The sequence below is a fragment of the Streptomyces sp. NPDC002787 genome (assembly GCF_053592095.1).
Window position 1 is genome coordinate 39430 of the sequence record NZ_JBSFVC010000014.1, and the last position, 22823, is coordinate 62252.

Annotated in this window: 22 protein-coding genes and 1 tRNA gene; 12 read left to right on the top strand and 11 right to left on the bottom strand. The window is 71.4% G+C overall.

Annotation, left to right across the window (positions count from 1 at the left end):
* Positions 1-13 precede the first annotated feature (13 nt).
* Both ACWD26_RS20510 and ACWD26_RS20515 read left to right on the top strand, forming a co-directional pair.
* Complete coding sequence (locus tag ACWD26_RS20510) at positions 14-1276, top strand: hypothetical protein (RefSeq protein WP_451271962.1); 1263 nt, start codon at positions 14-16, stop codon at positions 1274-1276.
* A complete protein-coding gene (locus ACWD26_RS20515) occupies positions 1273-1650 on the top strand; it encodes a hypothetical protein (RefSeq protein WP_451271964.1) in 378 nt (125 codons plus the stop codon). Before ACWD26_RS20510 ends, ACWD26_RS20515 begins: the two co-directional genes overlap by 4 nt.
* An 85-nt stretch (positions 1651-1735) precedes the next feature.
* Here the strand turns inward: ACWD26_RS20515 and ACWD26_RS20520 are convergent, their stop codons facing one another.
* On the bottom strand, positions 1736-3919 hold the full coding sequence (locus ACWD26_RS20520; protein ID WP_451271966.1) for an ATP-binding protein: 2184 nt from the start codon (positions 3917-3919) through the stop codon (positions 1736-1738).
* Positions 3920-4047: 128 nt separating this feature from the next.
* Positions 4048-4842, bottom strand: a complete 795-nt coding sequence (locus ACWD26_RS20525; RefSeq protein ID WP_451272332.1) for an exodeoxyribonuclease III — start codon at positions 4840-4842, stop codon at positions 4048-4050.
* 238 nt (positions 4843-5080) lie between these two features.
* Here ACWD26_RS20525 and ACWD26_RS20530 point away from each other — a divergent pair, with 238 nt between their 5' ends.
* The 3 genes from ACWD26_RS20530 (at position 5081) to ACWD26_RS20540 (ending at position 6310) form a co-directional block, all read left to right on the top strand.
* Positions 5081-5563, top strand: coding sequence for a GNAT family N-acetyltransferase (locus ACWD26_RS20530; RefSeq protein ID WP_451271968.1), 483 nt, complete (start codon positions 5081-5083; stop codon positions 5561-5563).
* Between the two features lie 86 nt (positions 5564-5649).
* Entirely contained in the window at positions 5650-6066 is a 417-nt protein-coding gene (locus ACWD26_RS20535; RefSeq protein ID WP_451271970.1) for a hypothetical protein, read from the top strand.
* 88 nt (positions 6067-6154) lie between these two features.
* Positions 6155-6310 carry a hypothetical protein gene (locus ACWD26_RS20540; protein ID WP_451271972.1) on the top strand — a complete coding sequence of 52 codons (156 nt, stop codon included), beginning with the start codon at positions 6155-6157 and terminating at the stop codon, positions 6308-6310.
* 4 nt (positions 6311-6314) lie between these two features.
* Here the strand turns inward: ACWD26_RS20540 and ACWD26_RS20545 are convergent.
* The 7 genes from ACWD26_RS20545 to galU form a co-directional block, all read right to left on the bottom strand.
* Positions 6315-6388: transfer RNA gene (locus ACWD26_RS20545), tRNA-Ala, on the bottom strand.
* 125 nt (positions 6389-6513) lie between these two features.
* Positions 6514-7821 (bottom strand): divisome protein SepX/GlpR, encoded by a 1308-nt coding sequence (gene sepX, locus ACWD26_RS20550; RefSeq protein WP_451271974.1) that lies wholly within the window; start codon positions 7819-7821, stop codon positions 6514-6516.
* A gap of 241 nt (positions 7822-8062) precedes the next feature.
* Complete coding sequence (locus ACWD26_RS20555) at positions 8063-8710, bottom strand: GNAT family N-acetyltransferase (protein WP_451271976.1); 648 nt, start codon at positions 8708-8710, stop codon at positions 8063-8065.
* Positions 8711-8730: 20 nt separating this feature from the next.
* Positions 8731-9309: a MogA/MoaB family molybdenum cofactor biosynthesis protein gene (locus ACWD26_RS20560; RefSeq protein ID WP_451271978.1), complete on the bottom strand. Its 579-nt coding sequence runs from the start codon at positions 9307-9309 to the stop codon at positions 8731-8733.
* Positions 9306-9788, bottom strand: a complete 483-nt coding sequence (gene moaC, locus ACWD26_RS20565; protein WP_451271980.1) for a cyclic pyranopterin monophosphate synthase MoaC — start codon at positions 9786-9788, stop codon at positions 9306-9308. Before moaC ends, ACWD26_RS20560 begins: the two co-directional genes overlap by 4 nt.
* 84 nt (positions 9789-9872) lie before the next feature.
* Positions 9873-11195: a molybdotransferase-like divisome protein Glp gene (gene glp, locus ACWD26_RS20570; protein WP_451271982.1), complete on the bottom strand. Its 1323-nt coding sequence runs from the start codon at positions 11193-11195 to the stop codon at positions 9873-9875.
* 5 nt (positions 11196-11200) lie between these two features.
* Positions 11201-12103, bottom strand: a complete 903-nt coding sequence (gene galU, locus ACWD26_RS20575; RefSeq protein WP_451271984.1) for a UTP--glucose-1-phosphate uridylyltransferase GalU — start codon at positions 12101-12103, stop codon at positions 11201-11203.
* A gap of 103 nt (positions 12104-12206) precedes the next feature.
* Between galU and ACWD26_RS20580 the strand changes: the two genes are divergently transcribed.
* On the top strand, positions 12207-12815 hold the full coding sequence (locus tag ACWD26_RS20580) for a 5-formyltetrahydrofolate cyclo-ligase (RefSeq protein WP_451271986.1): 609 nt from the start codon (positions 12207-12209) through the stop codon (positions 12813-12815).
* A gap of 103 nt (positions 12816-12918) precedes the next feature.
* Here ACWD26_RS20580 and ACWD26_RS20585 read toward each other — a convergent pair whose 3' ends face one another.
* Complete coding sequence (locus tag ACWD26_RS20585; RefSeq protein WP_451271988.1) at positions 12919-15720, bottom strand: penicillin acylase family protein; 2802 nt, start codon at positions 15718-15720, stop codon at positions 12919-12921.
* Between the two features lie 233 nt (positions 15721-15953).
* On the opposite strand from ACWD26_RS20585, the gene ACWD26_RS20590 reads away from it, so the two are divergent.
* The 6 genes from ACWD26_RS20590 to mscL all read left to right on the top strand — a co-directional run bounded on the left by ACWD26_RS20590 (position 15954) and on the right by mscL (position 22497).
* Positions 15954-17555: a potassium/proton antiporter gene (locus ACWD26_RS20590; protein ID WP_451271990.1), complete on the top strand. Its 1602-nt coding sequence runs from the start codon at positions 15954-15956 to the stop codon at positions 17553-17555.
* A 265-nt stretch (positions 17556-17820) separates the two neighbouring features.
* Positions 17821-19110: an MFS transporter gene (locus ACWD26_RS20595; RefSeq protein WP_451271992.1), complete on the top strand. Its 1290-nt coding sequence runs from the start codon at positions 17821-17823 to the stop codon at positions 19108-19110.
* A 69-nt stretch (positions 19111-19179) separates the two neighbouring features.
* Positions 19180-19515, top strand: a complete 336-nt coding sequence (locus ACWD26_RS20600) for an FmdB family zinc ribbon protein (protein WP_451271994.1) — start codon at positions 19180-19182, stop codon at positions 19513-19515.
* A 107-nt stretch (positions 19516-19622) separates the two neighbouring features.
* Positions 19623-20624: an S-methyl-5'-thioadenosine phosphorylase gene (locus tag ACWD26_RS20605; protein WP_451271996.1), complete on the top strand. Its 1002-nt coding sequence runs from the start codon at positions 19623-19625 to the stop codon at positions 20622-20624.
* Between the two features lie 577 nt (positions 20625-21201).
* Entirely contained in the window at positions 21202-21888 is a 687-nt protein-coding gene (locus ACWD26_RS20610) for a hypothetical protein (protein WP_451271998.1), read from the top strand.
* A gap of 132 nt (positions 21889-22020) precedes the next feature.
* On the top strand, positions 22021-22497 hold the full coding sequence (mscL, locus tag ACWD26_RS20615) for a large conductance mechanosensitive channel protein MscL (RefSeq protein ID WP_451272000.1): 477 nt from the start codon (positions 22021-22023) through the stop codon (positions 22495-22497).
* Positions 22498-22615: 118 nt separating this feature from the next.
* Here the strand turns inward: mscL and ACWD26_RS20620 are convergent, their stop codons facing one another.
* The gene (locus ACWD26_RS20620; protein WP_451272002.1) at positions 22616-22798 is read right to left on the bottom strand and encodes a hypothetical protein; all 183 of its coding nucleotides are present in this window, start codon (positions 22796-22798) and stop codon (positions 22616-22618) included.
* Positions 22799-22823 lie beyond the last annotated feature (25 nt).

The following is a 22823-nucleotide window of genomic DNA, read 5'->3' on the forward strand; positions in this document are numbered from 1 at the left end:
CGGGGGAGTTCACATGAGTCTGCTGATGCCGGACGCCGATCGGCGCCCTGCCGTGCCCTTACGTCTGGACGTCGAGCGCTGGGCGACCTTCCGCATCCGCAAGCGGGTGCTCGCCGTCGTGCACACGGTGACCTCCGCCCGGCGACTGCTCGACGCGGTCCGGCTGCTGGAGGGTGATCCTCGGGTGCAGGTCCTGTTCACCGTGGCCGGTGACGTCTTCAACCACGGCGTGGACGAGTTCCTGGAGAACACCAGGGCACTCGTCGTGCCCTGGGGTCAGGCGGTGCACACACGCTTCGACCTCGCGCTGGCCGCGAGCTACGGAGGCCTGCACGAACTGAACGTCCCGGTGATCGTGCTCCCGCACGGCGCCTCGTACAACAAGCGCGTCTCCCCGCCCGGCGACCGTCGCGGCCGTCTCCCGGCGGTGCGCGAGGTGTACGGACTGGGCCGGCAGTGGCTGATCCGTGACGGGGTGGTGGTGCCCGCGGCGATCGTCCTCGCCCACGAGGACGACCGCACCCGCCTCGGCCAGGAGTGCCCCGAGGCACTGCCCGTCGCCGAGGTGGTCGGAGACCCCTGCTACGACCGCGTCGCGGCGAGTCTGCCCACGCGCGACCTGTACCGCAGAGCCCTGGGCACGGTGCCCTGGCAGGAACTGGTCCTCGTCTGTTCGACGTGGGGACCCGACTCGCTGCTCGGACGCCACTGGGACCTGCTGGAACAGCTGGCCGCCCAGCTTCCCCGGGAGGACTTCCGCATCGTCGTCATGCTGCACTCGAACGTCTGGAACGCCCACAGCGAATGGCACATCCGCAGCGCGTTCGCCGGGCTGAGCCGCAGCGGCGTCGGACTGGTCAGCCAGCACTCGGAGTGGTGCGGCGCCGTGGTCGCGGCCGACTACCTCGTGGGGGACCACGGCTCCGTATCGCTCTACGGGACGATGACGGGTGCCCGTCTGCTGACCTCCTCCGCACCGGACACCGACCTCGATCCCTCCTCGCCAATGGCGGAGCTCCACTCCCTGGCGCCCCGGATCGACACCGGCCGGTCGCTGCTCCGCCAGCTGCGGCAGAGTTCCGCCGACCACCGCCCGGACCGGTACGCGCGGGTCGCGGCCCGGATCAGTTCGGAACCGGGCCGGTTCGGCCGAAGGATGCGCGCCCTGATCTACCGGAAGCTGCGCCTGCGCGCCCCGGGCGCCCGCCCCGCTCCGGAGGCGGCGGCGCCGCCCGTCCTCGTGCGGTACGACGGGTCGGGAGGTACCGGGCCGTGAACACCGAGGAACAGCGGACGCCGGGACCGTGGGCCCACTACGTTCGCGTCACGCCGACAGGGCCGGCCGGCGGCCCGCCGGTCTTCGACGAGCATCTGCGAGTGGAGCTGCCCGCCCCGCCGCCCTGGCCCGCGCTCGCCGATGTGCTGGTGGCGCCGGGGGCGGGTGACAGCGCGGCCGACGCCCTCGCCGCCGGCCATCCGGGCACGGCGGTGGTCGCGGTGCACGCCGGGACAGGGAGGTGCTGGCTGCGCGTGGGCCCGTACGGCCGCGCACCGATACGGCTGCTCCTGACCGAACGGCACGCGGCCCTGCGTCCCTGGCCGGTGTGGGCGTCACTGGCACACGCGTGGCTGATGACGGGCGCCCGATGAACGACGTACCGGACGCACACCGTCCCGGTCATCCGGCACCGTCCCAGCCATCCGGCACCGCCCCGGTCATCAGGCACCGCCCCGGTCATCCGGCGCCCTCGTCCTCGGCCAACGACCGCAGCCGTTCGCGCAGTTCGTCGGCCTGTCCCGGCTGGTTCGCCACGGTGGCCAGGGCGAGCGCCTGGCGACAGCGCTCCCGGGCGAGGGTGCGATCCCCCCGGCCCTCGGCGACATCGGCCAGGAGGTGGAGCGCACGAGCCATTTCGGCTTCGGCCCCCACGGCACCGAGGTCGGCGAGCGCTTCGGAGAGCAGGGGTTCCGCCTCGTCGAGTTCGCCCCGGAGCAGCGCCGACCGGCCGAGCAGGGTGGCGGCACGTGCGGCGTTGTAGGGGTCGTCCACGGCCAGCAGTACGGCCCGTGCCACGGCGGCAGCCTCGGCCGCTCGCTCCGGACGGCCGAGGGCGAGGTCGATGTCGGCCGCGTTGAGCCGGGCGAGCCCGCCCGCGCGTTCGTCCCCGTGCCGGGGGAGTTCGACGGCCGCGCGGGCGAAAAGGGCCGCCGCTTCGTCGAGTCGCCCCAGACGCTGGTGGGCCAGTCCCCGGTAATTGAGCGTACGGGCGTGGCCGAGCAGGTCCCCGATGGAGGTGAAGAGTCCGGCCGCCTCCTCGAACATCCCCAGCGCCCGCTCGTACGCTCCGCTCCCCAGCTCGCCCTGGCCCCCGGAGGTCAGCATCCGGCACGCGGCTTGTGTGTCGCCCACCTCGCGCGCCGCTCCCAGCCCCTCCTCGTACGCGCTGAGCCATTCGTCGTAGTGCTTGCGACGGATGAAGAGCGGCCCCATGGCGTCGGCGAGCTGCCAGCAGGCCTCCGCCGCGCCCGCCGCCCTGGCGCGCCGGATCACCGACATCAACTGGGGCAGTTCCCGCTCCAGCCAGTCGAGAGCGGCGCGTGGTCCCGATCCGGGGTCCCCCTCCACCACCGGGCCCGGGCCGTAGGACCGCTCCCGCAGCGGGTGATAGGGCTCGACGGTCTTCTCCGCCCGGGTGGCTGTGGCCAGATAGTGGTCCGCGATACGGCGGAAGGCCGCCGCCCGTTCGGCCTCGGGCTCGTCCTGCTCGGCCTTCTCCACGGCGTGCAGACGGACGAGGTCGTGGAAACGGTAGCGGTCCTCGCCCGCGTCGATCAGCAGATTGGCGTCGTACAGATTCTCCAGCGACCGCTCCGCGTCGTCCGGGCCGAGCGTGGGGCCGGACCCACCGGTGGCAGGCCCGCGCGCCAGGACCGCCGACGCGACCGCGCTGCCGAACTCCCGTCCGGGGTGGACTCCGAGCAACCGGTAGAGCCGGGCCGCCGACGCGGGCAACCCCCGATACGACAGGTCGAGCGCGGCCCTGACACCGTGGTCGCCCTCGATCGCGAGCGCGTCCAGACGCCCCTGCTCGGCGGCGAGAGCCCGCACCATCGTGGTGATCCGTCTGCCCGGCCGGGCCGCGAGCCGCGCTCCCGCGACGCGCACGGCGAGCGGCAGCCCGGCGCACAGACCGACGAGGGCGCGGGCGTCGTCGGCCTGGGTGGCCACCCGGTCGTCGGCGAGGGTCTCCGCGAGCAGTTCCACCGCGGCTTCCGGGCCGAGCGGCTCCAGCTGCATCTGGTAGCAGCCTTCGAGTGCCAGTCCGGACATCCGCCGGCGACCGGTCACGAGGGTGACGCTCGGGCCGCCCGGCAGCAGCGGGCGTACCTGGGCCGCCGTCGCCGCGTCGTCGAGCAGGATCACGAGCGCGCGCTCGGCGGTCAACGACCGGTACAGCGCGGCCCGTTCGTCCAGCCCCCGGGGCACCTGCCGCGGCGGCACCCCGAGACCGCGGAGGAAGCCGCTCAGCACCTCTGCGGGATCGGCGGGCCCGGACGGCGACCGGGCGCCCAGGTCCGCGTACAACTGGCCGTCCGGGAACTCCGGGCGCAGCCCGTGCAGCCAGGACAGGGCGAGGGCCGTCTTGCCCACCCCGCCCAGTCCGCTCACCGCGGCGAGGACGGGATGACCGCGGCGGGAGACCGAGACGCGGTGGTGTTCCAGGCGCTCGATCTCGACCCTGCGAGCGGTGAGGGGGACGGCGGGCGGAAGCTGCCAAGGCGGTGCGGTGCGTGGCTGTGGTGCGGTTGGATCGCCCATGCGGACCTGGATCCCGCCGTACACGTTGGCTGCCTGCACGCTGGCTCCGTGCACGCCGCCGCCCAGCTCGTTGTGGCTACCCGGAACCTGCCCCCGCACGTCTCCCCCTCCGGCTGGTAAGCACCGTCCTCTGGGGATGAGTATTTCCGCACAGCAATCGAACAACCGTTGCAGCGCAGGCGGGACGCGTCAGCGACCTGTGACTTCGGTCGCCCACCGGTGGCGGCTCAGAGGTCGTAGACCACCGTCACCGGGGCATGGTCCGACCAGCGCTCGGCATGGGTGGCGGCCCGCTCCACCACTCCCTTGACCGCCTTGGCGGCGAGCCCGGCCGTGGCCACCTGATGGTCGATGCGCCACCCGGTGTCATTGTCGAAGGCCCGCCCCCGGTACGACCACCAGGTGTAGGGCCCCTCGACATCGGGGTGCAGGGCACGCAGCACATCGACGTACGCCCCGTCCCCCTCGTCGAAGACCCGCCCCAGCCACTCCCGTTCCTCCGGCAGGAACCCGGAGTTCTTCGTGTTCCCCCGCCAGTTCTTGAGGTCGGCCCGCTGGTGGGCGATGTTCCAGTCGCCGCAGACCACGACCTCGCGCCCGTCGGCGGCGGACCGCTCCCGCAGTTCCTTCAGATAGGCGAGGAACTCCCCCATGAACCGGACCTTCTCGTCCTGCCGTTCGGTCCCGACCTCGCCGGACGGGAGGTAGAGGCTGGCCACGGTGACGCCGGGCAGATCGGCCTCGACGTACCGTCCGCTGCCGTCGAACTCGGCCGACCCGAACCCGACCTGGATGCGGTCGGGCTCGCGACGGCTGTAGAGCGACACCCCCGCGCGCCCTTTGGCGGCGGCCGGCGCGTGTACGACATGCCACCCGTCGGGCTGCCGCACACCCGCCGGCAGCTGCTCGGGCTCGGCCCGCACCTCCTGGAGGCACACCACATCCGCCGAGGTCCCGGCGAGCCACTCCACGAAGCCCTTCTTCGCGGCGGCCCGCAGCCCGTTCACGTTCACCGAGGTCACGGTCAGCACAGCACTCTCCTGGGTAGCAGAGGGCACGTACGCTACCCGGCGCGTGCCCCGCCGCCCGCCCCCGCCGGCCTCCTCAGCGACCGCGCGCTCCGCCGCCGCCCGTGCCCGGACGGACGGGGACGTGGTTGTTGGAGCCGGGAGGGCCCACGTTCGAGCCGGAGGACCCGTCCGGTTCCGGTTGTACCCGGCCGGACGAAGAGGCGTCATGCATAGATGTACGATGCAGGACATGCTTATCCGCCGCGTACCGTTCGACCACCCCGACGCCGTCAAGCTGAACGACGAGGTCCAGGCCGAGTACAGCGTCCGCTACGGCGACGACGGCGACGCCACGCACATGGACCCGGCGCACTTCATACCGCCCGCCGGGCTGTACCTGATCGCCTACGACGAGCACGGCAGACCCCTCGCCACGGGCGGCTGGCGCACGCAGGACACCAGCGACGAGGGGTACCAGGACGGGGACGCCGAGATCAAGCGTATGTACGTCATCCCGGAGGCCCGCGGCCTGGGCCTGGCCCGCCGCATACTCGCCGAACTGGAGTCCGACGCCCGCGCCTGCGGCCGCGCCCGCATGGTCCTCGAAACCGGCGCCAAGCAGCCCGAGGCCGTGGCCCTCTACACCTCCAGCGGCTACGAGCCCTGCGCCAAGTTCGGCTACTACCGCTTCCACGAACTGAGCCTGTGCTTCGCCAAGCCGCTCGGTCCATGACCCGTGCCCGGCCTGACCCCCTGCCTCCTGACCGCGGGCGCGTAAATCCCGTGCCCGCGGCAGGGTCAGCCGCCTACCGTGTCCCCGTGACGAAGAACACCCGTCTGCGCCGTCTCGTCGTGGGCGACACCACCTGGCACTGGACCGTCCGCCAACTCCCCCACTCTCGACTTCGCTCGAGCGGGAGGGACCCCCACCGCGTCGCCTACGACCACTGCCGCCTCAAGCTGTCGCTCTACCCCGACGGCCCACGGGGCCGCCGTCTGGTCCTGCTCTTCAGCCCGTCCGAGAACCGCGTCGTCTCGAACTGCTACTTCGACTCCGGCGCCCTGGTCCGCCGCTCGGACCACACCTACCTCAACCTCCACGAGCCCGGCACGGTCCGCCGCCTCCTGGACGCCGCCGCCCCGGACCTGGCCCTCCACCCGTCGTCCCAGACGGTCGAACTGGACGGCTGGCCGTACTTCGACGCGATCACGGAGCCGCCAGCCGCACATCCGTGACCCCGCTCGTACAGCCACTCCCCCACGGACATGCAGTCGGAGAGCCCGCCGCGGCCCAGGGGTTGGAGCATGGATCTCCGCCGCGATCATGACCACCGCCTGGCACCGCTTCCGCGCCACCACCGACGCGTACGCCACCTTGGTCGAGGCCTCGACGCGCCTCCATGCCAGCGATCTGGCCCGCCACTTGGGCCTGAAAAACGACCAGAGGCTCGCTCCCCGTAAGGGGAGCGAGCCTCTGTGATGCGTGGACCTGAGGGGATTTGAACCCCTGGCCCCCTCGATGCGAACGAGGTGCGCTACCGGACTGCGCCACAGGCCCTTGCAACGAGTGAAACTCTAGCATCCCCATCGCGGTGCTTGGAAATCCGTTCCCGGGCGGCCGCCGAGCCACTGTCGACCGGCTCGTGGCTGGTCAGCGGAGTGGGAGGTCCGGGCGGGAACGGGTCACTCGTTGGCCGCTCGGGGGCGGTCGCCGTCCTCGTACTGGTCGAAGAGCGGCGTACGCCCCCGCTCGCGGGAGCGGCGCGCGGACGCGGCGCGGCGGGCGTCGGAACGGCCGCCGTCGGGAGCGTCGGCCGCGTCGCCCGCGCCGGCGTCGTCCGCGTGCTCCTCGGCACCACGCTCCCGCTCCGGCTCACGCGCGGAGACGTTCGCGGAGTTCGAGGGGGCGCCCGACGAGCCGTTCGGGTCGGCCGCGCTGGAGCGCGCGGAGCTCCACGCGTCGGGGGCGCCGAGGTCGACGCCGGACGTGGCCCGGGGTGCCACCGGCGCGGTGACGTAGGTCGGGAGCGGCACGGGGACCGGGTCCCAGCTGTCGCCCTGGACGGGCCGCCGCTGGCGCTCACGCTGCTGATCGACCCACTCGGCGTGGTCGGTCTGCTCGACGAGGGCACGGCGGTCGGCCGCGAGGGCGGTCAGGTCGGCCCGGGTCTCCTCGTTCTCTGGACCGTCCTCCGGCTCGTCGGTGTCCACCGGGTCGGGCATCGGCCGCCGCCGCTGGGGCTGCCGCTCCCGCAGCCGCTGCGCCGCCGCCTCGGCCTGCCGCCGGTCCATCGTGTACGCGAACCGCTTCCGCTCCTGGCGGCGCAGATGCGCGATGTAGGTGCTCAGCAGCACCGCCGGTACGGTCGGCGCCCACAGGAAGGCGAGTCCGCCGACCGCCGCGACGACCGCGCCGAGCGTGAAGGCGAGGAAGAGCATCACGGTCGTACGCCGCCGGCGCGCGAGCACCTTCGAGCGCTGGGCCCGCGCCTTGGCCTCCGCCGAGTCGCCCCGGCGTGCGCCCGCCGTCTGCCGGCCCTGACGGTTCGCACGAGCGGGCGCGGGTACGTGGGCCGCCCCCGGTTTGGCCGACGGCTGGCCGCCCTGCTGCGGGACCGGCTGTGCCTGCGCCACCGGTTTCCCGGTCTGCTGCGCCGGTTGGGCCTGCTGCGGTGACTCACCCCGCTCCACCGGCAGTTGTGCCTTCGTGTGCTCTCGGTGCGGGGGCATGGCGAAGGCCCGGACGTCCACCGAGTCGGTGACGTCGTCCGGTTCGGCGCTGGGCTCCCCCTCTTCGGTGGAGCGCGCCCGCAGGTCCTTGGCGTATCGGCGCTCCATCCCCGCCCGGCCGGAAAGCAGCCGGATGGCGGTGCTGAAGCGTTCCGTCGGACGGGCTTCGTTCAGCTCGTCCTGCCTACGGAGCCACATCGGCACCAAGTAGGCGGCCCAGGCCCCGACGATGACTGCGTAGATGAGGCCGCTGCTGCTCACGCCTCACACGGTAGAGGGGTTTGCGTGGGGCCATCCGCCAATTGAGCCGGTGTGTCGCACGATCTGGCTGATATTTCGAGCTTTTTTTGTGACCGATCCGATCAGCGGACCGCCGAGAGCGCGAAATTAACGTGCCGAGAACGCATCGACTCGTTCAACTCGATCGTCGGTCTGTCGCCGTCCGATCCATTTTTTTCGAACACACATTTCATTTATTGAGGCAGACCTGATGCGGTCCGCGCTACCCGTGCTGCCCGTGCTGTCCACGCTGTCCGTGGGTGCCCGCGTCGGAACCCGCGTTCCGCGCCCGTTCCCGCTGCCAGCGGCCGAGCAGTCCCTCGGGGACCTCTTCGGCGGTGAGCGCGAAGACGAGATGGTCGCGCCAGGCGCCGTCGATGTGAAGATACCGTGGACGAAGGCCTTCCTCGCGGAATCCGAGTTTCTCCACAACCCGTCGGCTGGGCCGATTCTCGGGGCGAATACAGACCTCGATGCGGTGCAGTCCGACGGTCCGGAAGCAGTGGTCCACGACGAGCGCCACCGCCGTCGGCATCACCCCACGCCCGGCGACCGACTCGTCGACCCAGTAGCCGACATGACCGGAGCACATCGAGCCCCAGGTGATCCCGGCGACCGTCAACTGGCCGACCAGTTGCCCCTGGTACTCGATCACGAACGGCAGCATCCGGCCCGAGTTCGCCTCCGCCCGCAGATGACGGACCATCTGACGGTACGTCGGCCGGTGTGCGATGGGGCCGCTCGGTGTGGGGGGCGGAATGGTCGCCTCCCAGGGCCGCAGCCAGTCCCGGTTGCGCCGGTTGACCTCACGCCAGGCCCGCTGGTCGCGCATCCTTATGGGCCGGAGGACGACATCGCCGTCCACCAGCACTACGGGCCAGGATGGGCTGTTCAGCTCGCACCCCCGGGGCTGGGTCTGGAGGGGGCCTCCCCGGCCGGGGAGCTCGCGCCGCCCCCGGTCGGCCTCGGGTGGTCCCCGCCGCGGATCTGGTCGACGGCGTGCAGGAGCAGCGGTTCCAGTACGGCCAGGCCGTCCCGTACGCCGCCGGTGGAGCCCGGCAGGTTGACGATCAGCGTGCGGCCCGCGACCCCGGCGAGCCCCCGGGAGAGCGCCGCCGTCGGCACCTTGTCCCGGCCGTAGGCCCTGATCGCCTCGGGGATGCCCGGCACCTCGTGGTCGAGGACCGCGCGGGTGGCCTCGGGGGTGCGGTCGGTGGGCGAGATCCCGGTTCCGCCGGTCGTCACGATCAGGTCGTACCCGGCGTCGACCCCCGCCCGCAGCGCGGCCTCCACGGGGTCGCCGTCGGGCACGACCTGGGGGCCCTCGACGGTGAAGCCGAACCCCGCGAGCCCCTCGGCGATCAGCGGGCCGCCCTTGTCCTCGTAGATCCCGGCGGCGGCCCGGTTGGAGGCGGTCACCACCAGGGCGCGGTACGGGGCCGGGCGGGCTTCGTCGGTGGATGTCGTCATGCCCGGCTCCAGTCGCCCGACTTGCCGCCCGTCTTCTCCTCGACACGGACGTCCGTGATGACCGCGCCCTTGTCGACCGCCTTGACCATGTCGATCACGGTGAGGGCGGCGACGGAGACCGCCGTGAGGGCCTCCATCTCGACGCCCGTACGGTCGGTGGTCTTCACCGTGGCGAGGATCTCGACGGCGTCGTCCGCGACCGACAGGTCGACCTTGACGCCCGACACCGCCAGCGGGTGGCAGAGCGGGATGAGGTCGGGGGTGCGCTTGGCGCCCATGATCCCGGCGATGCGCGCGGTGGCGAGGGCGTCCCCCTTGGGCACTCCCTCGCCGCGCAGCAGTTCGACCACCTGCGGCGAGACCAGGACCCGGCCGCTGGCGCGGGCGGTGCGCGCGGTCACGTCCTTCCCGGAGACGTCGACCATGCGAGCGGCGCCCGCCTCGTCGATGTGGGTCAGTCGGTCCTGCGGCGTACTCATGGTGGTGTGGCGCTCCCGGTCGGGGCCCGTCGCGGTGCGGCGCGCGGTCTGCTGTGCGCGACACGGTACGCCACCCTCGATGGTTCAGCCGAGCAGGACGACCTCGACCTCGGTGCCGGGCTCGACCGACTCGGTGTCCTCGGGGATCACGATCAGCGCGTCGGCGTGCGCGAGGGCCGCGACGAGGTGCGATCCGGCGCCTCCGACAGGGGTGACCTGCCCGTCGGCGTACGTCCCGCGCAGGTACTGCCGGCGCCCCGCGGGCGAGGTCAGCGCCTTGGGCGTCCTGAGGGTCGCCGTGGCCGTCGGCCGGTGGACGTCGGTCAGGCCCATCAGGGTACGGATGGCCGGCCGGACGAACAGTTCGAAGGAGACGTACGACGACACCGGGTTGCCCGGGAGGGCCAGCAGCGGGGTGTGGTCGGGGCCGATGGTGCCGAAGCCCTGGGGCTTGCCGGGCTGCATGGCGAGCTTGCGGAAGTCGATGCCGGCGCCCTCCTCGTCCTCGTCGCCGACGGACTCCAGGGCCTCCTTGACGACGTCGTACGCGCCGACGCTGACCCCGCCGGTGGTGACCATCAGGTCGGCGCGGACGAGCTGGTCCTCGATGGTGGAGCGGAGGGTCTCGGCGTCGTCCGCGACGGCGCCGACGCGGTAGCCGATCGCGCCCGCGTCGCGGGCGGCGGCGGTGAGGGCGAAGCTGTTGGAGTCGTAGATCTGGCCGCCGGCCAACTGCCCGCCCGGCGGGATCAGTTCACTGCCGGTGGAGAGCACCACCACGCGCGGGCGCGGGCGCACGCGTACGGTGGCGCGGCCGATGGCGGCCAGCAGTCCGAGTTGGGGCGGGCCGAGGATCGTGCCCGCGGCCAGGGCGCGCTCGCCGGCCTGCACGTCGCTGCCCTTCGCGCGTACGTGCGCGCGTGCCTCGGCGGCGCGGTGCACGGCGACCTGGCCGGCGGCGCCCTCGGGGCTCGCGCTGCGGGCGCGCATCCCGGAGACGGGCCCCTCGCCGAGGCCGCCGTCGGTCCACTCCACCGGGACGACCGTCTCCGCGCCGGGCGGCAGGGGGGCGCCGGTCATGATGCGGGCGGCCTCACCGGGGCCCACCCGGGGCTGCTCGGCCTGGCCCGCCGCCACGTCCCCGATCACTGTGAGCACGGCCGGGAACTCCTCGCTCGCGCCCGCGATGTCCGCGACCCGCACCGCGTACCCGTCCATCGAGCTGTTGTCGAACGGCGGCAGTGACACCGGCACCGTGACGTCCTCGACCAGGACGCAGCCCTGGGCGTCGAGGAGCTGCAGCTCGATGGGTTCCAGGGGACGGACGGTGGCGAGGATGTCCTCCAGGTGCTCGGTCACCGACCAGAGGTGGTCCCGGCCGGTGCTGCGGGTCGCGGCGGTGCTCAATGTGGCTACATCTCCTCGGCTACGTAACTGCGAAGCCAGGTCCGGAAGTCCGGTCCCAGGTCTTCACGTTCGCATGCGAGTCTGACAATGGCACGCAGGTAGTCGCCACGGTCGCCGGTGTCATAGCGGCGGCCCTTGAAGACGACGCCGTGCACGGGGCCGCCGACCTTCTCGTCCGCCGCCAGCTGCTGGAGGGCGTCGGTGACCTGGATCTCACCGCCGCGGCCCGGCTCGGTCTGGCGCAGGATGTCGAAGATGCTCGGGTCGAGGACGTAGCGGCCGATGACCGCGTAGTTCGACGGGGCGTCGGCCGGGTCCGGCTTCTCGACCAGGTCGGTGACCTTCACGACGTCGGCGTCGTCGGTGGCCTCGACGGCCGCGCAGCCGTACAGGTGGATCTGCTCGGGAGCGACCTCCATGAGGGCGATGACGCTGCCGCCGTGCTCCTCCTGGATCTCGATCATGCGCTTCAGGAGGGGGTCGCGCGGGTCGATCAGGTCGTCGCCCAGGAGGACCGCGAAGGGCTCGTCGCCCACGTGCGGGGCGGCGCACAGGACGGCGTGGCCGAGGCCCTTGGGGTCGCCCTGGCGGACGTAGTGGATGGTCGCGAGGTCGCTGGACTCCTGGACCTTGGCGAGCCGGCCCGCGTCGCCCTTCTTCTGGAGGGCGGACTCCAGCTCGTAGTTCCGGTCGAAGTGGTCCTCGAGGGGGCGCTTGTTGCGGCCGGTGATCATCAGGACGTCGTCGAGCCCCGCCGACACGGCCTCTTCGACCACGTACTGGATCGCCGGCTTGTCCACGACCGGCAGCATCTCCTTGGGAGTCGCTTTGGTGGCCGGCAGGAACCGGGTCCCTAGACCCGCCGCGGGGATGACAGCCTTGCTGATCCTGGGGTTCGCCTCACTCATGCGCCGAACCATATCCGGTGCCTTTGTGGGGAATCTGTGGCTCCGATGAATTCGCTCTCATATGAGCCGATTACGAATAATACTGGAGCAACCTGTGAGCCGGATGGGACCTGAACCGGAGTTTTCCAAGCGAATGTTGCGCCGAGAGCTCCTCCTGGTGAGGAACGGGTTGACGCCGGATGACGTCCGGAATTCGATGGACGCCCTTGCGGGCCGGGCCCTCGATCTGCCCGAGCTGGCACACGCGCGCACGGTCGCGGCGTACGTCTCCGTGGGGAGCGAACCCGGCACCCGCGCGCTCCTCGACGCACTCCGCGCCCGGGGCGTACGCGTCCTGCTGCCGGTCCTGCTCCCCGACAACGACCTCGACTGGGGCGTCTACGAGGGAGAGGCCGCCCTCGCGCGCGTGCGGCACGGCGGCGGCCGTATGGAGCTCCTCGAACCTGTCGGCGCGCGACTCGGCCCGGACGCCGTCACCACCGCCGACGCCGTGCTGCTCCCGGGACTCGCCGTGGACGCGCGCGGGATGCGCCTCGGCCGCGGCGGCGGCTCGTACGACCGCGTCCTCGCCCGCCTGGATCGCGCGGGCACCGACCCGGCCCTGGTGGTCCTGCTGTACGACACGGAGATCGTGGACCGGGTCCCGGAGGAACCCCACGACCGCCCGGTGCACGCGGCGGTGACCCCGTCGGGAGTACGACGGTTCCGGTGACCCGGACACGAAAGCGGCCCCCACGCGTGCGTGGAGGCCGCTTTCCGTGTTCAGACGTGTTCAGATCTCCGTCTTCGGACGTACTCGGACGGGCTCAGGGAGATCACGGTTTCAGGAGCAGCGTGTCGCTCGTGCTCTCCTGGACCGCCTTGTCGGAGAACGACCACGTCAGCAGCTCGCCCTTGACCCACTTGTCGGTCTGGTCGGTGTAGTGCGCGTTGTACGCGTGCCCGGAGGCGCCGGTGAGGTTGATCCACTTGGACTTGTCGAGGTCCCCGAGGTTCACCACCATGCGCATCGAGGGCACCCAGACGACCTCGTAGCCGCCCGCCGCGTTCCAGCCGGTGGCGTTGACCGTGGCCTCGCCGCCGCCGAGCTTCCAGGGGCCGCGGTTGAGCATGTACTGGAGGAAATCGGGGCCCTCGGTGCCGAGGGTCTGGTTCTTCAGGAACAGCCGGTGCAGCCGGCCCCAGCTCCAGGTGTCGATGTCCTTGCCGAGCTTGGCGGTCAGCTCCCAACGGGCGTCCCGCATGGCCCGCGCGAACAGCTCGTCACGGGTGTCGGCGGCCTTCTGGGTGCGGGTCTTCGGCGTCGACCACCAGTCGTTGTCCTGGTCGTCGATGATCCGGCGGACCACCTCGAACCAGCGGTCGCCGCCGTCCGGCTGCGCCTGGTCCGCGTCACGCCTGCCGCACTCGCGGACCCGCTGATCCTCGTCGGCGGGGCCCGTGGTGCCGACCGGCTCGACCGACAGGCACTGGCCCTCGACGCGCAGTTCCTTGGGCAGCTTGTCGCCGAAGGCGAGCTTGAGGATGTTGCGCCAGACCGAGTTGAAGTACGCGGCGGCCGCCGAGTCGGCGTCCTGGGTGTAGTCCCAGCCCTCCAGGAGCTTCTGTGCCTGGCGGACGTTCTTGTCGTTCACGTCGATCTTGAGCAGCAGCGGCACCAGCAGCTTGGCGATCTCGCTGCTGTTGTCCATCTGCATCTGCCGCATGTCGTCGGTGGAGATCTTGCCGCCACCCTTGATCTTCGACTCGATGAGGCTGGTGATCCGCTGCGCGCGCGTGCCGTAGCCCCAGTCCGTGGTGAGGGTGTGCGGGTACTTCTCGTCGACGACGGCCTGGTTCGCGGTGACGATGTAGCCGCGCTCCGGGTCGTACTCGTACGGCAGTTCGTCCTGGTCGATGTAGCCGGTCCAGCGGTACGCGGAGTCCCAGCCCGGCGCCGGCACCGAACCGTCGCCCTTGCCACGGGTGGGGATCTTGCCAGGCAGCTGGTAGCCGATGTGGCCCTCGGTGTCGGCGTAGATCAGGTTCTGCGAGGGGACGTCGAACAGGGAGGCGGCCTCGCGGAAGTCGTCCCAGTTCGCGGCGCGGTTCATCGCGAAGACGGCGTCCATGGAGGTGCCGGGGTCGAGCGCGGTCCACCGCAGGGCTATGCCGTAGCCGTCACCGCGGTCGGGGGCGTCCTGGTCGACGGTGGCCTTCTTGCCGACCTGGACGAGTTCGTCGTTGCGGTCGGACAGCAGGGGGCCGTTGTTGGTGGTGCGGACGACGATCTTCTTGGGCGTCCCGCCGGCGACCTCGATGGTCTCCTCGCGGGTGTCGAACGGCAGGACCTTGCGACCGTACTCGTAGCCGTCGCCCGTGAGCTTCTCCAGGTAGAGGTCGGTGACGTCGGCGCCGGAGTTGGTCATGCCCCAGGCGATGTCCGCGTTGTGGCCGATTATCACGCCGGGCATGCCCGCGAAGGTGTAGCCGGCCACGTCGTACCGGCACTTCTCGGAGACGGACTTGCAGTGCAGGCCCATCTGGTACCAGACCGAAGGCAGCGAGGCCGACAGGTGCGGGTCGTTGGCGAGCAGCGGCTTGCCGGTGATGGTGTGGTCGCCGGAGACGACCCAGGAGTTGGAGCCGATGCCGTTGCCGTTCACGCCGACGGCCTCGGGCAGGTCCTCCAGGACGTTGTAGAGGCCGTCCAGCTGCGTCTGGAGGGCCGAGGAGTCCGTGGAGGTGCCGGCGGTGCCCGTGCCCGTCCCCGTGCCGCCGGTGCCCGTTCCCGTCCCCGTGCCGCCGGTGCCCTGGCTGGAGCTTTCGCTGCCCTGCGTCGACCCGGACCCGTCCGACCAGGTCTCGGTGAGCTCGTCGTACGAGCCCTCCTGCACGATCGTCTTGTTGCGGTCGTACGGGTAGCGCGGGTAGAGGTCGTCGATCTGCTTGGGGCCGAGGCGGCTGGTCATCAGGGCGCGGTCGATCTCGTCCTGCATGTTGCCGCGCAGGTCCCAGGCCATCGCCTTCAGCCAGGCGACCGAGTCGACCGGGGCCCACTCCTCGGGCTTGTAGTCGTTGGCGAAGCCGAGGGCCGCGTACTCCAGGGAGATCTCGTCGCCGCTCTTGCCGGCGAGGTAGGCGTTGACGCCCTTGGCGTACGCGTCGAGGTACTTCTTCGTCTCGGCCGAGAGGGTCTTCTCGTACTCCTCCTCGGCGATCCGGTGCCAGCCGAGGGTGCGCAGGAACTCGTCGTTGTCGACCTGGCTCTCGCCGAACATCTCCGAGAGGCGGCCGGCCGTCATGTGGCGGCGCACGTCCATCTCGTAGAACCGGTCCTGCGCCTGGACGAAGCCCTGCGCCATGAACAGGTCCTCCTCGGAGGAGGCGTAGATCTGCGGGATCCCGTTGCCGTCGCGCTTGACGTCGACCGGTCCGGACAGACCGTCCAGGGTTATCGAGCCCTTGGTCTGCGGGAAGGAGGCGCGGACGGTGGAGACGGACCAGAAAGCCCCGTAGCCGACGCCACCGATGATGGCCAGGACCAGGACGATCAGGAGAAGGCGGACTTTGCGCCCCTTCTTCCTGCCGGACTTGCCGGACTGCTGGCCGGAGGAGGCGGTGGTGTCGGTGGGCATCGCTGTCCTTGCTGTCCTAACACGAGCGGCAGGTCGGGCTGTGCTTTGTACTGAACGCTGGAGCAACCATAGGCGCAGGGCCCGACACGACTTGACGCGGAGTCGGGAACTGGCGCGGAGGGACGTTCGATCATGCCCTCGGAAGCGTCAAGAAATCGTCAAGAGTTAGGTAAGGTAACGAAGTACTTGCACCGAAGTAACCGCAACAGCACGGTTTCCGTGATCGGCTTCGCATGCCCACACGCGCGCGTGCCCGCATCCGGTGCTCGTCATCCCCACACTCGGAACCACGTGCGGTTCGGCGAGAAAGGTACGGCCCTCTGACTGTCCACGACCTCAACCAGCTCCTGCTCGTCTGCTCGATCGTCCTGCTAGTCGCGGTCGCCGCGGTCCGGATCTCGTCGCGCAGCGGGCTCCCCAGCCTGCTCGTGTACCTGGGCATAGGCATCGCCATGGGCCAGGACGGCATCGGCGACATCCACTTCAACAACGCCGAACTGACCCAGGTCATCGGCTACGCGGCCCTCGTCGTGATCCTGGCGGAGGGCGGCCTCGGCACGAAGTGGAAGGAGATCAAGCCGGCCCTGCCGGCCGCCAGCTCCCTGGCGCTGGTCGGAGTCGCGGTGAGCGTCGGCGTCACGGCCACGGGGGCGCACTACCTGATCGGGCTGGAGTGGCGGCAGGCACTCATCATCGGCGCGGTCGTGTCCTCCACGGACGCGGCGGCCGTCTTCTCCGTGCTGCGCAAGATCCCCCTCCCCGCGCGCGTGACGGGCACCCTGGAAGCGGAGTCCGGCTTCAACGACGCCCCCGTCGTCATCCTCGTCGCCTCGCTCTCCGTCGCCGGACCGGTCGAACACTGGTACGTCCTGATCGGCGAGATAGCGCTGGAACTCGCGATCGGCGCCGCCATCGGACTCGCGGTGGGCTGGCTGGGCTCCTGGGGCCTGCGGCACATCGCGCTGCCCGCCTCCGGCCTCTACCCGATCGCCGTCATGGCCATCGCCGTCGCCGCGTACGCGGCGGGCGCCCTGGCCCACGGCAGTGGATTCCTCGCCGTCTACCTGGCCTCCATGGTCCTCGGCAACGCCAAGCTGCCCCACTGGCCTGCCACGCGCGGCTTCGCCGAAGGGGTCGGCTGGATCGCCCAGATCGGCATGTTCGTGCTGCTCGGCCTGCTCGTCACCCCGCACGAGATGGGCGACGACATCTGGCCCGCGCTCGTCATCGGCCTGGTGCTGACGATGGTGGCGCGACCGCTGAGCGTCGTCGCCGCGCTGGTGCCGTTCCGGGTGCCGTGGCGCGAGCAGGCCCTGCTCTCGTGGGCCGGGCTGCGCGGCGCGGTGCCCGTCATCCTGGCGACGATCCCCATGGTGAGCGGCGTCGAGGGCAGCCGCCGGATCTTCAACATCGTCTTCGTGCTGGTCGCCGTCTACACCCTCGTCCAGGGACCGACCCTGCCCTGGCTGGCCCGCAAGCTGCGCCTCGGCGGCTCCGGCGACGAGGCCGCCGACCTCGGCATCGAATCGGCGCCCCTGGAGCGGCTGCGCGGCCATCTGCTGTCCGTCGCCATCCCCGAGAAGTCCCGTATGCACGGCGTCGAGGTCAACGAGCTGCGCCTGCCCGCGGGCGCCGCCGTCACCCTCGTCGTCCGCGACGGCAAGTCCTTCGTGCCCCTGCCGACCACGGTTCTGCGACGCGGCGACGAACTGCTCGTCGTCGCCACGGACCCCGTACGGGACCAGGCGGAACGCCGTCTGAGGGCCGTCGGCCAGGGCGGCAAGCTGGCCGACTGGCTGGGCACGGGCAACGGAAACGGCGGGTCCCGTCGTTAAGGGAACGTTTCGTACCGTTCACACCCTCTGGAATCAGGGGTACGGCCGCCCAGGGTGCTCATTTTCACAGGTGGCTCTGCCGTTCCCCCTGTACGATGAAGGCGCACTTGATCGGACCAACTCTGTCTGACGCAGAGCTGGCGCGACCGTATGGCGGCCGGGACGCCCCTCGCAGTGGGCGCCGGCATCTACCGCAGTAGCGCAAGAGGACAGCTCTCGGCGCCCCCCGCACGGGCGCGCTACCAGGCGGCGGAAAGGCACGGCCGTGGCATCCACGGTCACCTCGAACACCTCGAACACCTCGAAGGCGTCCCGCCCGGGCTACGGGCAGCTGCTGCGCACCCGGGGCGCGTGGACGTTCCTCCTCCCCGGCTTCGCGGCCCGCCAGCCGTTCGCGATGCTGACCATCTCCATCGTGCTGCTGGTCCAGCACACCACCGGCTCTTACGGGGCGGCCGGCGCCGTCGCCGCCGTGACCGGTGTCTCCATGGCGCTCTTCGCCCCGTACAGCGGCCGTCTGGCCGACCGTCACGGCCAGCGCGCCGTCCTGCTCCCCGGCGTCCTCGTCCACGGCCTGGCGGGTCTCTCCCTGACCGCGCTCGCGCTCGCGGACGCCCCCCTGTGGGCGCTCTTCGCGGCCGCCGTGCCGACGGGTGCCTCGGTACCGCAGATCGGCCCCATGGTGCGGGCCCGCTGGGGCGTCAAGCTCCAGGACTCGCCCCTGATGGGCACCGCGGCGGCCTTCGAGTCCGTCACCGACGAGCTGACCTTCGTGCTCGGCCCGCTGGTGGCGACCGCGCTGTGCACCGCCGTCCACCCGGCTGCCGGTCTGCTCACGGAGGCCGCGCTCACACTGATCGGCGGCCTGCTGTTCGCCGCCCAGCGCGGCACCCAGCCCGAGGTCGTCTCCGTGGCGCACGCGCGCGTGGAGCACGTCTCCGCCCTGTCCGTCCCCGGAGTGCGCGTCCTGATCGTCACCTTCCTGGGCATCGGCTCCGTCTTCGGCGGTATGCAGGTCTCGCTCGCCGCCTTCTCCGAGTCGATCGGCGAGCCCGGCCTCAACGGCGTCCTGTACGGCGTCTTCGCCGCCGGCAACATGCTCTCCGGCATCGTCTGCGGCGCGATCGCCTGGAAGTCGGCCCCGCGGCGGCGCCTGATCATCGGCTACACGGCCCTCGCGCTCGTGGCCTCCGCCCTGTGGACAGCCGACTCGGTGCTCGTCCTCGCCGCGCTCGGCCTGCTCGTCGGCATGTCCATCGCGCCCACCCTGATCACCGGCTACACGCTCGTCGACTCCCTCGTCCCGGCCGGCGCCCGCACGGAGGCCTTCACCTGGCTGACCGGCGCGGTCGCGCTCGGCCAGGCGGTCGCCGTCACGGCCGCCGGACAGCTGGAGGACCGCCTGTGGACCGGCGCCGGATTCCTGGTGCCGGCGGCCGGTACGGCACTGGCCCTGGCGACCCTGCTGGCGCTGCGTTCACGGCTGGCGACCAGGCCCCGGAGCCGTACCGTCGCGCGTGTCGTCGGTCACCGAGTGCCGGTGACAGTGGACTGATCCCCGGGGAATAGGTCACTATGGACTGTCGTTAGCACTCATCGAGTGAGAGTGCCAGGAGGAAGACCAGTGCCGACGTACCAGTACCAGTGCACCGAATGCGGTGAGGGCCTCGAAGCGGTGCAGAAGTTCACCGACGACGCCCTGACCGAGTGCCCCAGCTGCAATGGCCGCCTCAAGAAGGTGTTCTCGGCGGTCGGCATCGTCTTCAAGGGCTCCGGTTTCTACCGGAACGACAGCCGCGGCTCGTCGTCGAGCAGCAGCCCGGCGTCGTCCTCGTCGAAGTCCTCGTCGTCCTCGTCGGACGCGAAGTCCTCGTCCGGATCCTCGTCGTCTTCGTCGTCCTCCGACTCGAAGTCGTCGTCCTCGGGCTCCGCCTCCACCAGCAGCACCTCGGCCGCGTAGCACTTCCGTCCGGGACCCTGCCGTCGTACGACGACCGGCGGGGTCTTCGGCGTTTCCGGGCCCGGACCGGGGCCGAGAGGCGTGGACGGCTTGGTTAGGGTGCGGGCATGGCGAACACGGAGCAGGTGGACAACGGGGTGGGTCCGGTGGGCGGGGCGGGCGGGGGCGGCGCCGGGGCGCATGACGTGGGCGGGGCCGAGGTCTCGGGGCCGGGGTTGGCGTCGACACCGGCGCCGGCAGCGGCACCGGCGCCGGCATCGGCCGGGGCCTCGGAGGCCGGGTCGGCGGAGATCGGTGTCATCGGAGGCTCCGGTTTCTACTCCTTCCTCGACGATGTGACCGAGATACAGGTCGACACCCCCTACGGGCCGCCCAGCGACTCCCTCTTCCTCGGCGAGATCGCCGGCCGCCGGGTCGCCTTCCTCCCCCGCCACGGCCGCGGCCACCACCTGCCGCCGCACCGCATCAACTACCGCGCCAACCTGTGGGCGCTGCGCTCCGTCGGGGCGCGCCAGGTGCTCGGCCCGTGTGCGGTGGGCGGCCTGCGACCGGAGTACGGGCCGGGCACGCTCCTCGTCCCGGACCAGCTGGTGGACCGCACGAAGTCCCGCACCCAGACCTACTTCGACGGCCTCCCGCTGCCCGACGGCACCGTCCCCAACGTCGTCCACGTCTCGCTCGCCGACCCCTACTGCCCCGTCGCACGCAAGGCCGCGCTCGAAGCGGCGCGCGGGCGGGACTGGGAACCGGTGGACGGCGGGACCCTGGTCGTGGTCGAGGGCCCCCGCTTCTCCACGCGCGCCGAGTCCCTGTGGCACCAGGCCCAGGGCTGGTCCGTCGTCGGCATGACGGGTCACCCCGAGGCCATCCTCGCCCGCGAACTCGAGCTCTGCTACACCTCCCTGACCCTCGTCACCGACCTCGACGCCGGCGCCGAAACCGGCGAGGGTGTCTCCCACGAGGAAGTCCTCCAGGTCTTCGCCGCCAACATCGACCGCCTCCGAGGCGTCCTCTTCGACACGGTGGCCGCCCTGCCGCCGAACGACACACGCGACTGCCTGTGCACGAAGGCCCTGGGCGGCATGGACCCCGGGTTCGAGCTGCCGTAAGGGTTGGCCGGGCGATCACAGCTTGTCGGGCATGGGAAGTGGAGGACGAGGCCCGGCCATTCCCTCCGCGGTGCGGGGCTGAGAACGCGGCCGACCATTTCCTCCGCGGTCCAGGGCTGAGGGCGCGGCCGACCATTTCCTCCGCGGTCCGGGGCTGAGGGCGAGGCTGGCCATTCCAGCCCGCCTGGCCTTTGACGACGAGGCCGGCAATTTGCAGCCCGCCCGGCGTTTGAGGACGAGGCCGACCACCTAGCCCGCCCGCTGGCTGACAGCAAGTCCGACCACCCAGCCCGCCCGCCCGCCACTTGAGGGCAGCCCTGACAATTCAGCCCGTCCGGCGTTTGAGGACGAGGCCGGAGGCCGACAGGGGGTCTGGGGGCGCAGCCCCCAGGGACGGCCGGGGTCGAAGGGGCAGCGCCCCTGGGGATGGGACGGGTAGGGGCGGCGGGGGCGGAACTCCTCGTTCGGGTGGCGAAGTTATCCACAACCGGTGGGTAGTCCACCGGCTCTCACACGCACCGCCGCCAGCCCTCATCGTGGGACCGCAAGCCGATCTCACACAGCAGGTGGTGGCCCCATGTCCCGTCCCTCATCCCCGCCCAAGTCCCCGTACCCGCCCCCGTCCAAGTACCCGCCCTCCTCCTCGTACTCGTCCTCGTCCGCGTCCTCCTTCGCGCCCCCACCCACAACCACGCCCTCTCACTCGCACGCGCCCACCCCCACCCCCACATTCACCCGCCTCCCCACCTGGGCCGCCGGCCCACCCGGCACCGACACCCCTCCCACCTGCGAGATCCCCCACTTCGCCCCACTACGGGTACGCGCCGGCGCACACCGCCTCCGCCGCCTCGCCCGCTGCCGAAGGCGAGCCACGGCCGCAGGCCTCGCCGTGACCGCCGCCGCCCTGCTGGCGACAGGGGTGGGCCCGAGCCCGAGGGAAGCCGAGCGGGTCAGGGGCCACCCGGTGGCCGACCCCGTCCGGGAGCGCCCCACCGAGACGGTGACCGCACCGATCCGCATCGCCGACGGCGCCACGGTACGGCTGCTACGCCCCGGCGACCGCGTCGACGTGATCGCCGCCGAGGAGTCCTCGACGGGCGGCGGCGCCGCACGGGTCGTCGCCCGCGGCGCCCGCGTGTCCAAGGTGCCGACCGCGAGCGCCACCGAGAGCGGAGCCCTGGTCGTCCTGACCGTGCCCCGCCGCACGGCGGCCCGACTGGCCGGCGCGGGCGCCACCTCCCGTCTGGCGGTGACGCTGTGGTGACCCTCGGCCCGCCGAAACCCGACCTCCACCCGTCAAGTCTCACGTTGGAGGGACCCGATTGGGCACCCGGGTCACGCCCTGACGTAGGTTGCGGAGTCGTTTGTTCCACAACCAGCGCAGAGAGGCCTCGTGGTGAGCGAGAAGAAGGAGCCGAGCATCTGGGAGGGCTTCAAGGCCTTCCTGATGCGGGGGAACGTCGTCGACCTGGCCGTCGCCGTGGTCATCGGCGCGGCCTTCACCAACATCGTCAACTCGGTGGTGAAGGGGGTCATCAACCCGCTGGTGGGGGCGTTCGGCACCAAGGACCTGGACAGGTACAGCTCGTGCCTCAAGGACCCCTGCGAGGTGGCGGCGGACGGCACGGTCACGAGCGGCATCCCGATCATGTGGGGCACGGTCCTGAGCGCCACCCTCAGCTTCGTCATCACCGCGGCCGTCGTCTACTTCCTGATGGTCCTGCCCATGGCCAAGTACCTGGCCCGCCAGGAAGCCCGCCGCAAGGCGAAGGAAGGCACCCACGAGGTCATCGAGGTGAGCGAGCTGGAGGTGCTCAAGGAGATCCGCGACGCCCTGGTGGCCCAGCGCGGCTCGGGCCACGACCGGGAGTAGCGGCCTGCGAGGCCTTTGACCGACGACGCCGACAACTCAAGACCTTCAGCCGACGATGCCGGCGGCTGAGGGCCTTCGGCAGACGATGCCGACGGCTCAAGGCCTTCGGTCGCCGGTGTCAGATGTGGTGGGGCGGCTTCTCGTCGAGGAAGCGCTTGAGGTCGGCCGCGCTGTCGCCGCCGTCGCCGGGTCGCTCACCCCACCCGTGGTCCGAGTCGTCGGAGGACGGCCGGCTCAGCGGATCGTCGAAGACCAGCGCGGCCTTGGGGTCACGCGGTTCGGGGGCAGGAGCGGTACTCATGCCCCCAGAGTACGGCCCCGAGCAA

Coding starts and splice junctions, on each gene's coding strand:
- ACWD26_RS20540 (WP_451271972.1), top strand. CDS start 6,155: ATGACCACCGCCTGGCACCGCTTCCGCGCCACCACCGACGCGTACGCC.
- ACWD26_RS20620 (WP_451272002.1), bottom strand. CDS start 22,798: ATGAGTACCGCTCCTGCCCCCGAACCGCGTGACCCCAAGGCCGCGCTG.
- ACWD26_RS20510 (WP_451271962.1), top strand. CDS start 14: ATGAGTCTGCTGATGCCGGACGCCGATCGGCGCCCTGCCGTGCCCTTA.
- galU (WP_451271984.1), bottom strand. CDS start 12,103: ATGAGTGAGGCGAACCCCAGGATCAGCAAGGCTGTCATCCCCGCGGCG.
- ACWD26_RS20530 (WP_451271968.1), top strand. CDS start 5,081: ATGCTTATCCGCCGCGTACCGTTCGACCACCCCGACGCCGTCAAGCTG.
- ACWD26_RS20585 (WP_451271988.1), bottom strand. CDS start 15,720: ATGCCCACCGACACCACCGCCTCCTCCGGCCAGCAGTCCGGCAAGTCC.
- moaC (WP_451271980.1), bottom strand. CDS start 9,788: ATGAGTACGCCGCAGGACCGACTGACCCACATCGACGAGGCGGGCGCC.
- ACWD26_RS20560 (WP_451271978.1), bottom strand. CDS start 9,309: ATGACGACATCCACCGACGAAGCCCGCCCGGCCCCGTACCGCGCCCTG.
- ACWD26_RS20610 (WP_451271998.1), top strand. CDS start 21,202: ATGTCCCGTCCCTCATCCCCGCCCAAGTCCCCGTACCCGCCCCCGTCC.
- ACWD26_RS20605 (WP_451271996.1), top strand. CDS start 19,623: ATGGCGAACACGGAGCAGGTGGACAACGGGGTGGGTCCGGTGGGCGGG.
- ACWD26_RS20590 (WP_451271990.1), top strand. CDS start 15,954: ATGCCCACACGCGCGCGTGCCCGCATCCGGTGCTCGTCATCCCCACAC.
- ACWD26_RS20580 (WP_451271986.1), top strand. CDS start 12,207: ATGGGACCTGAACCGGAGTTTTCCAAGCGAATGTTGCGCCGAGAGCTC.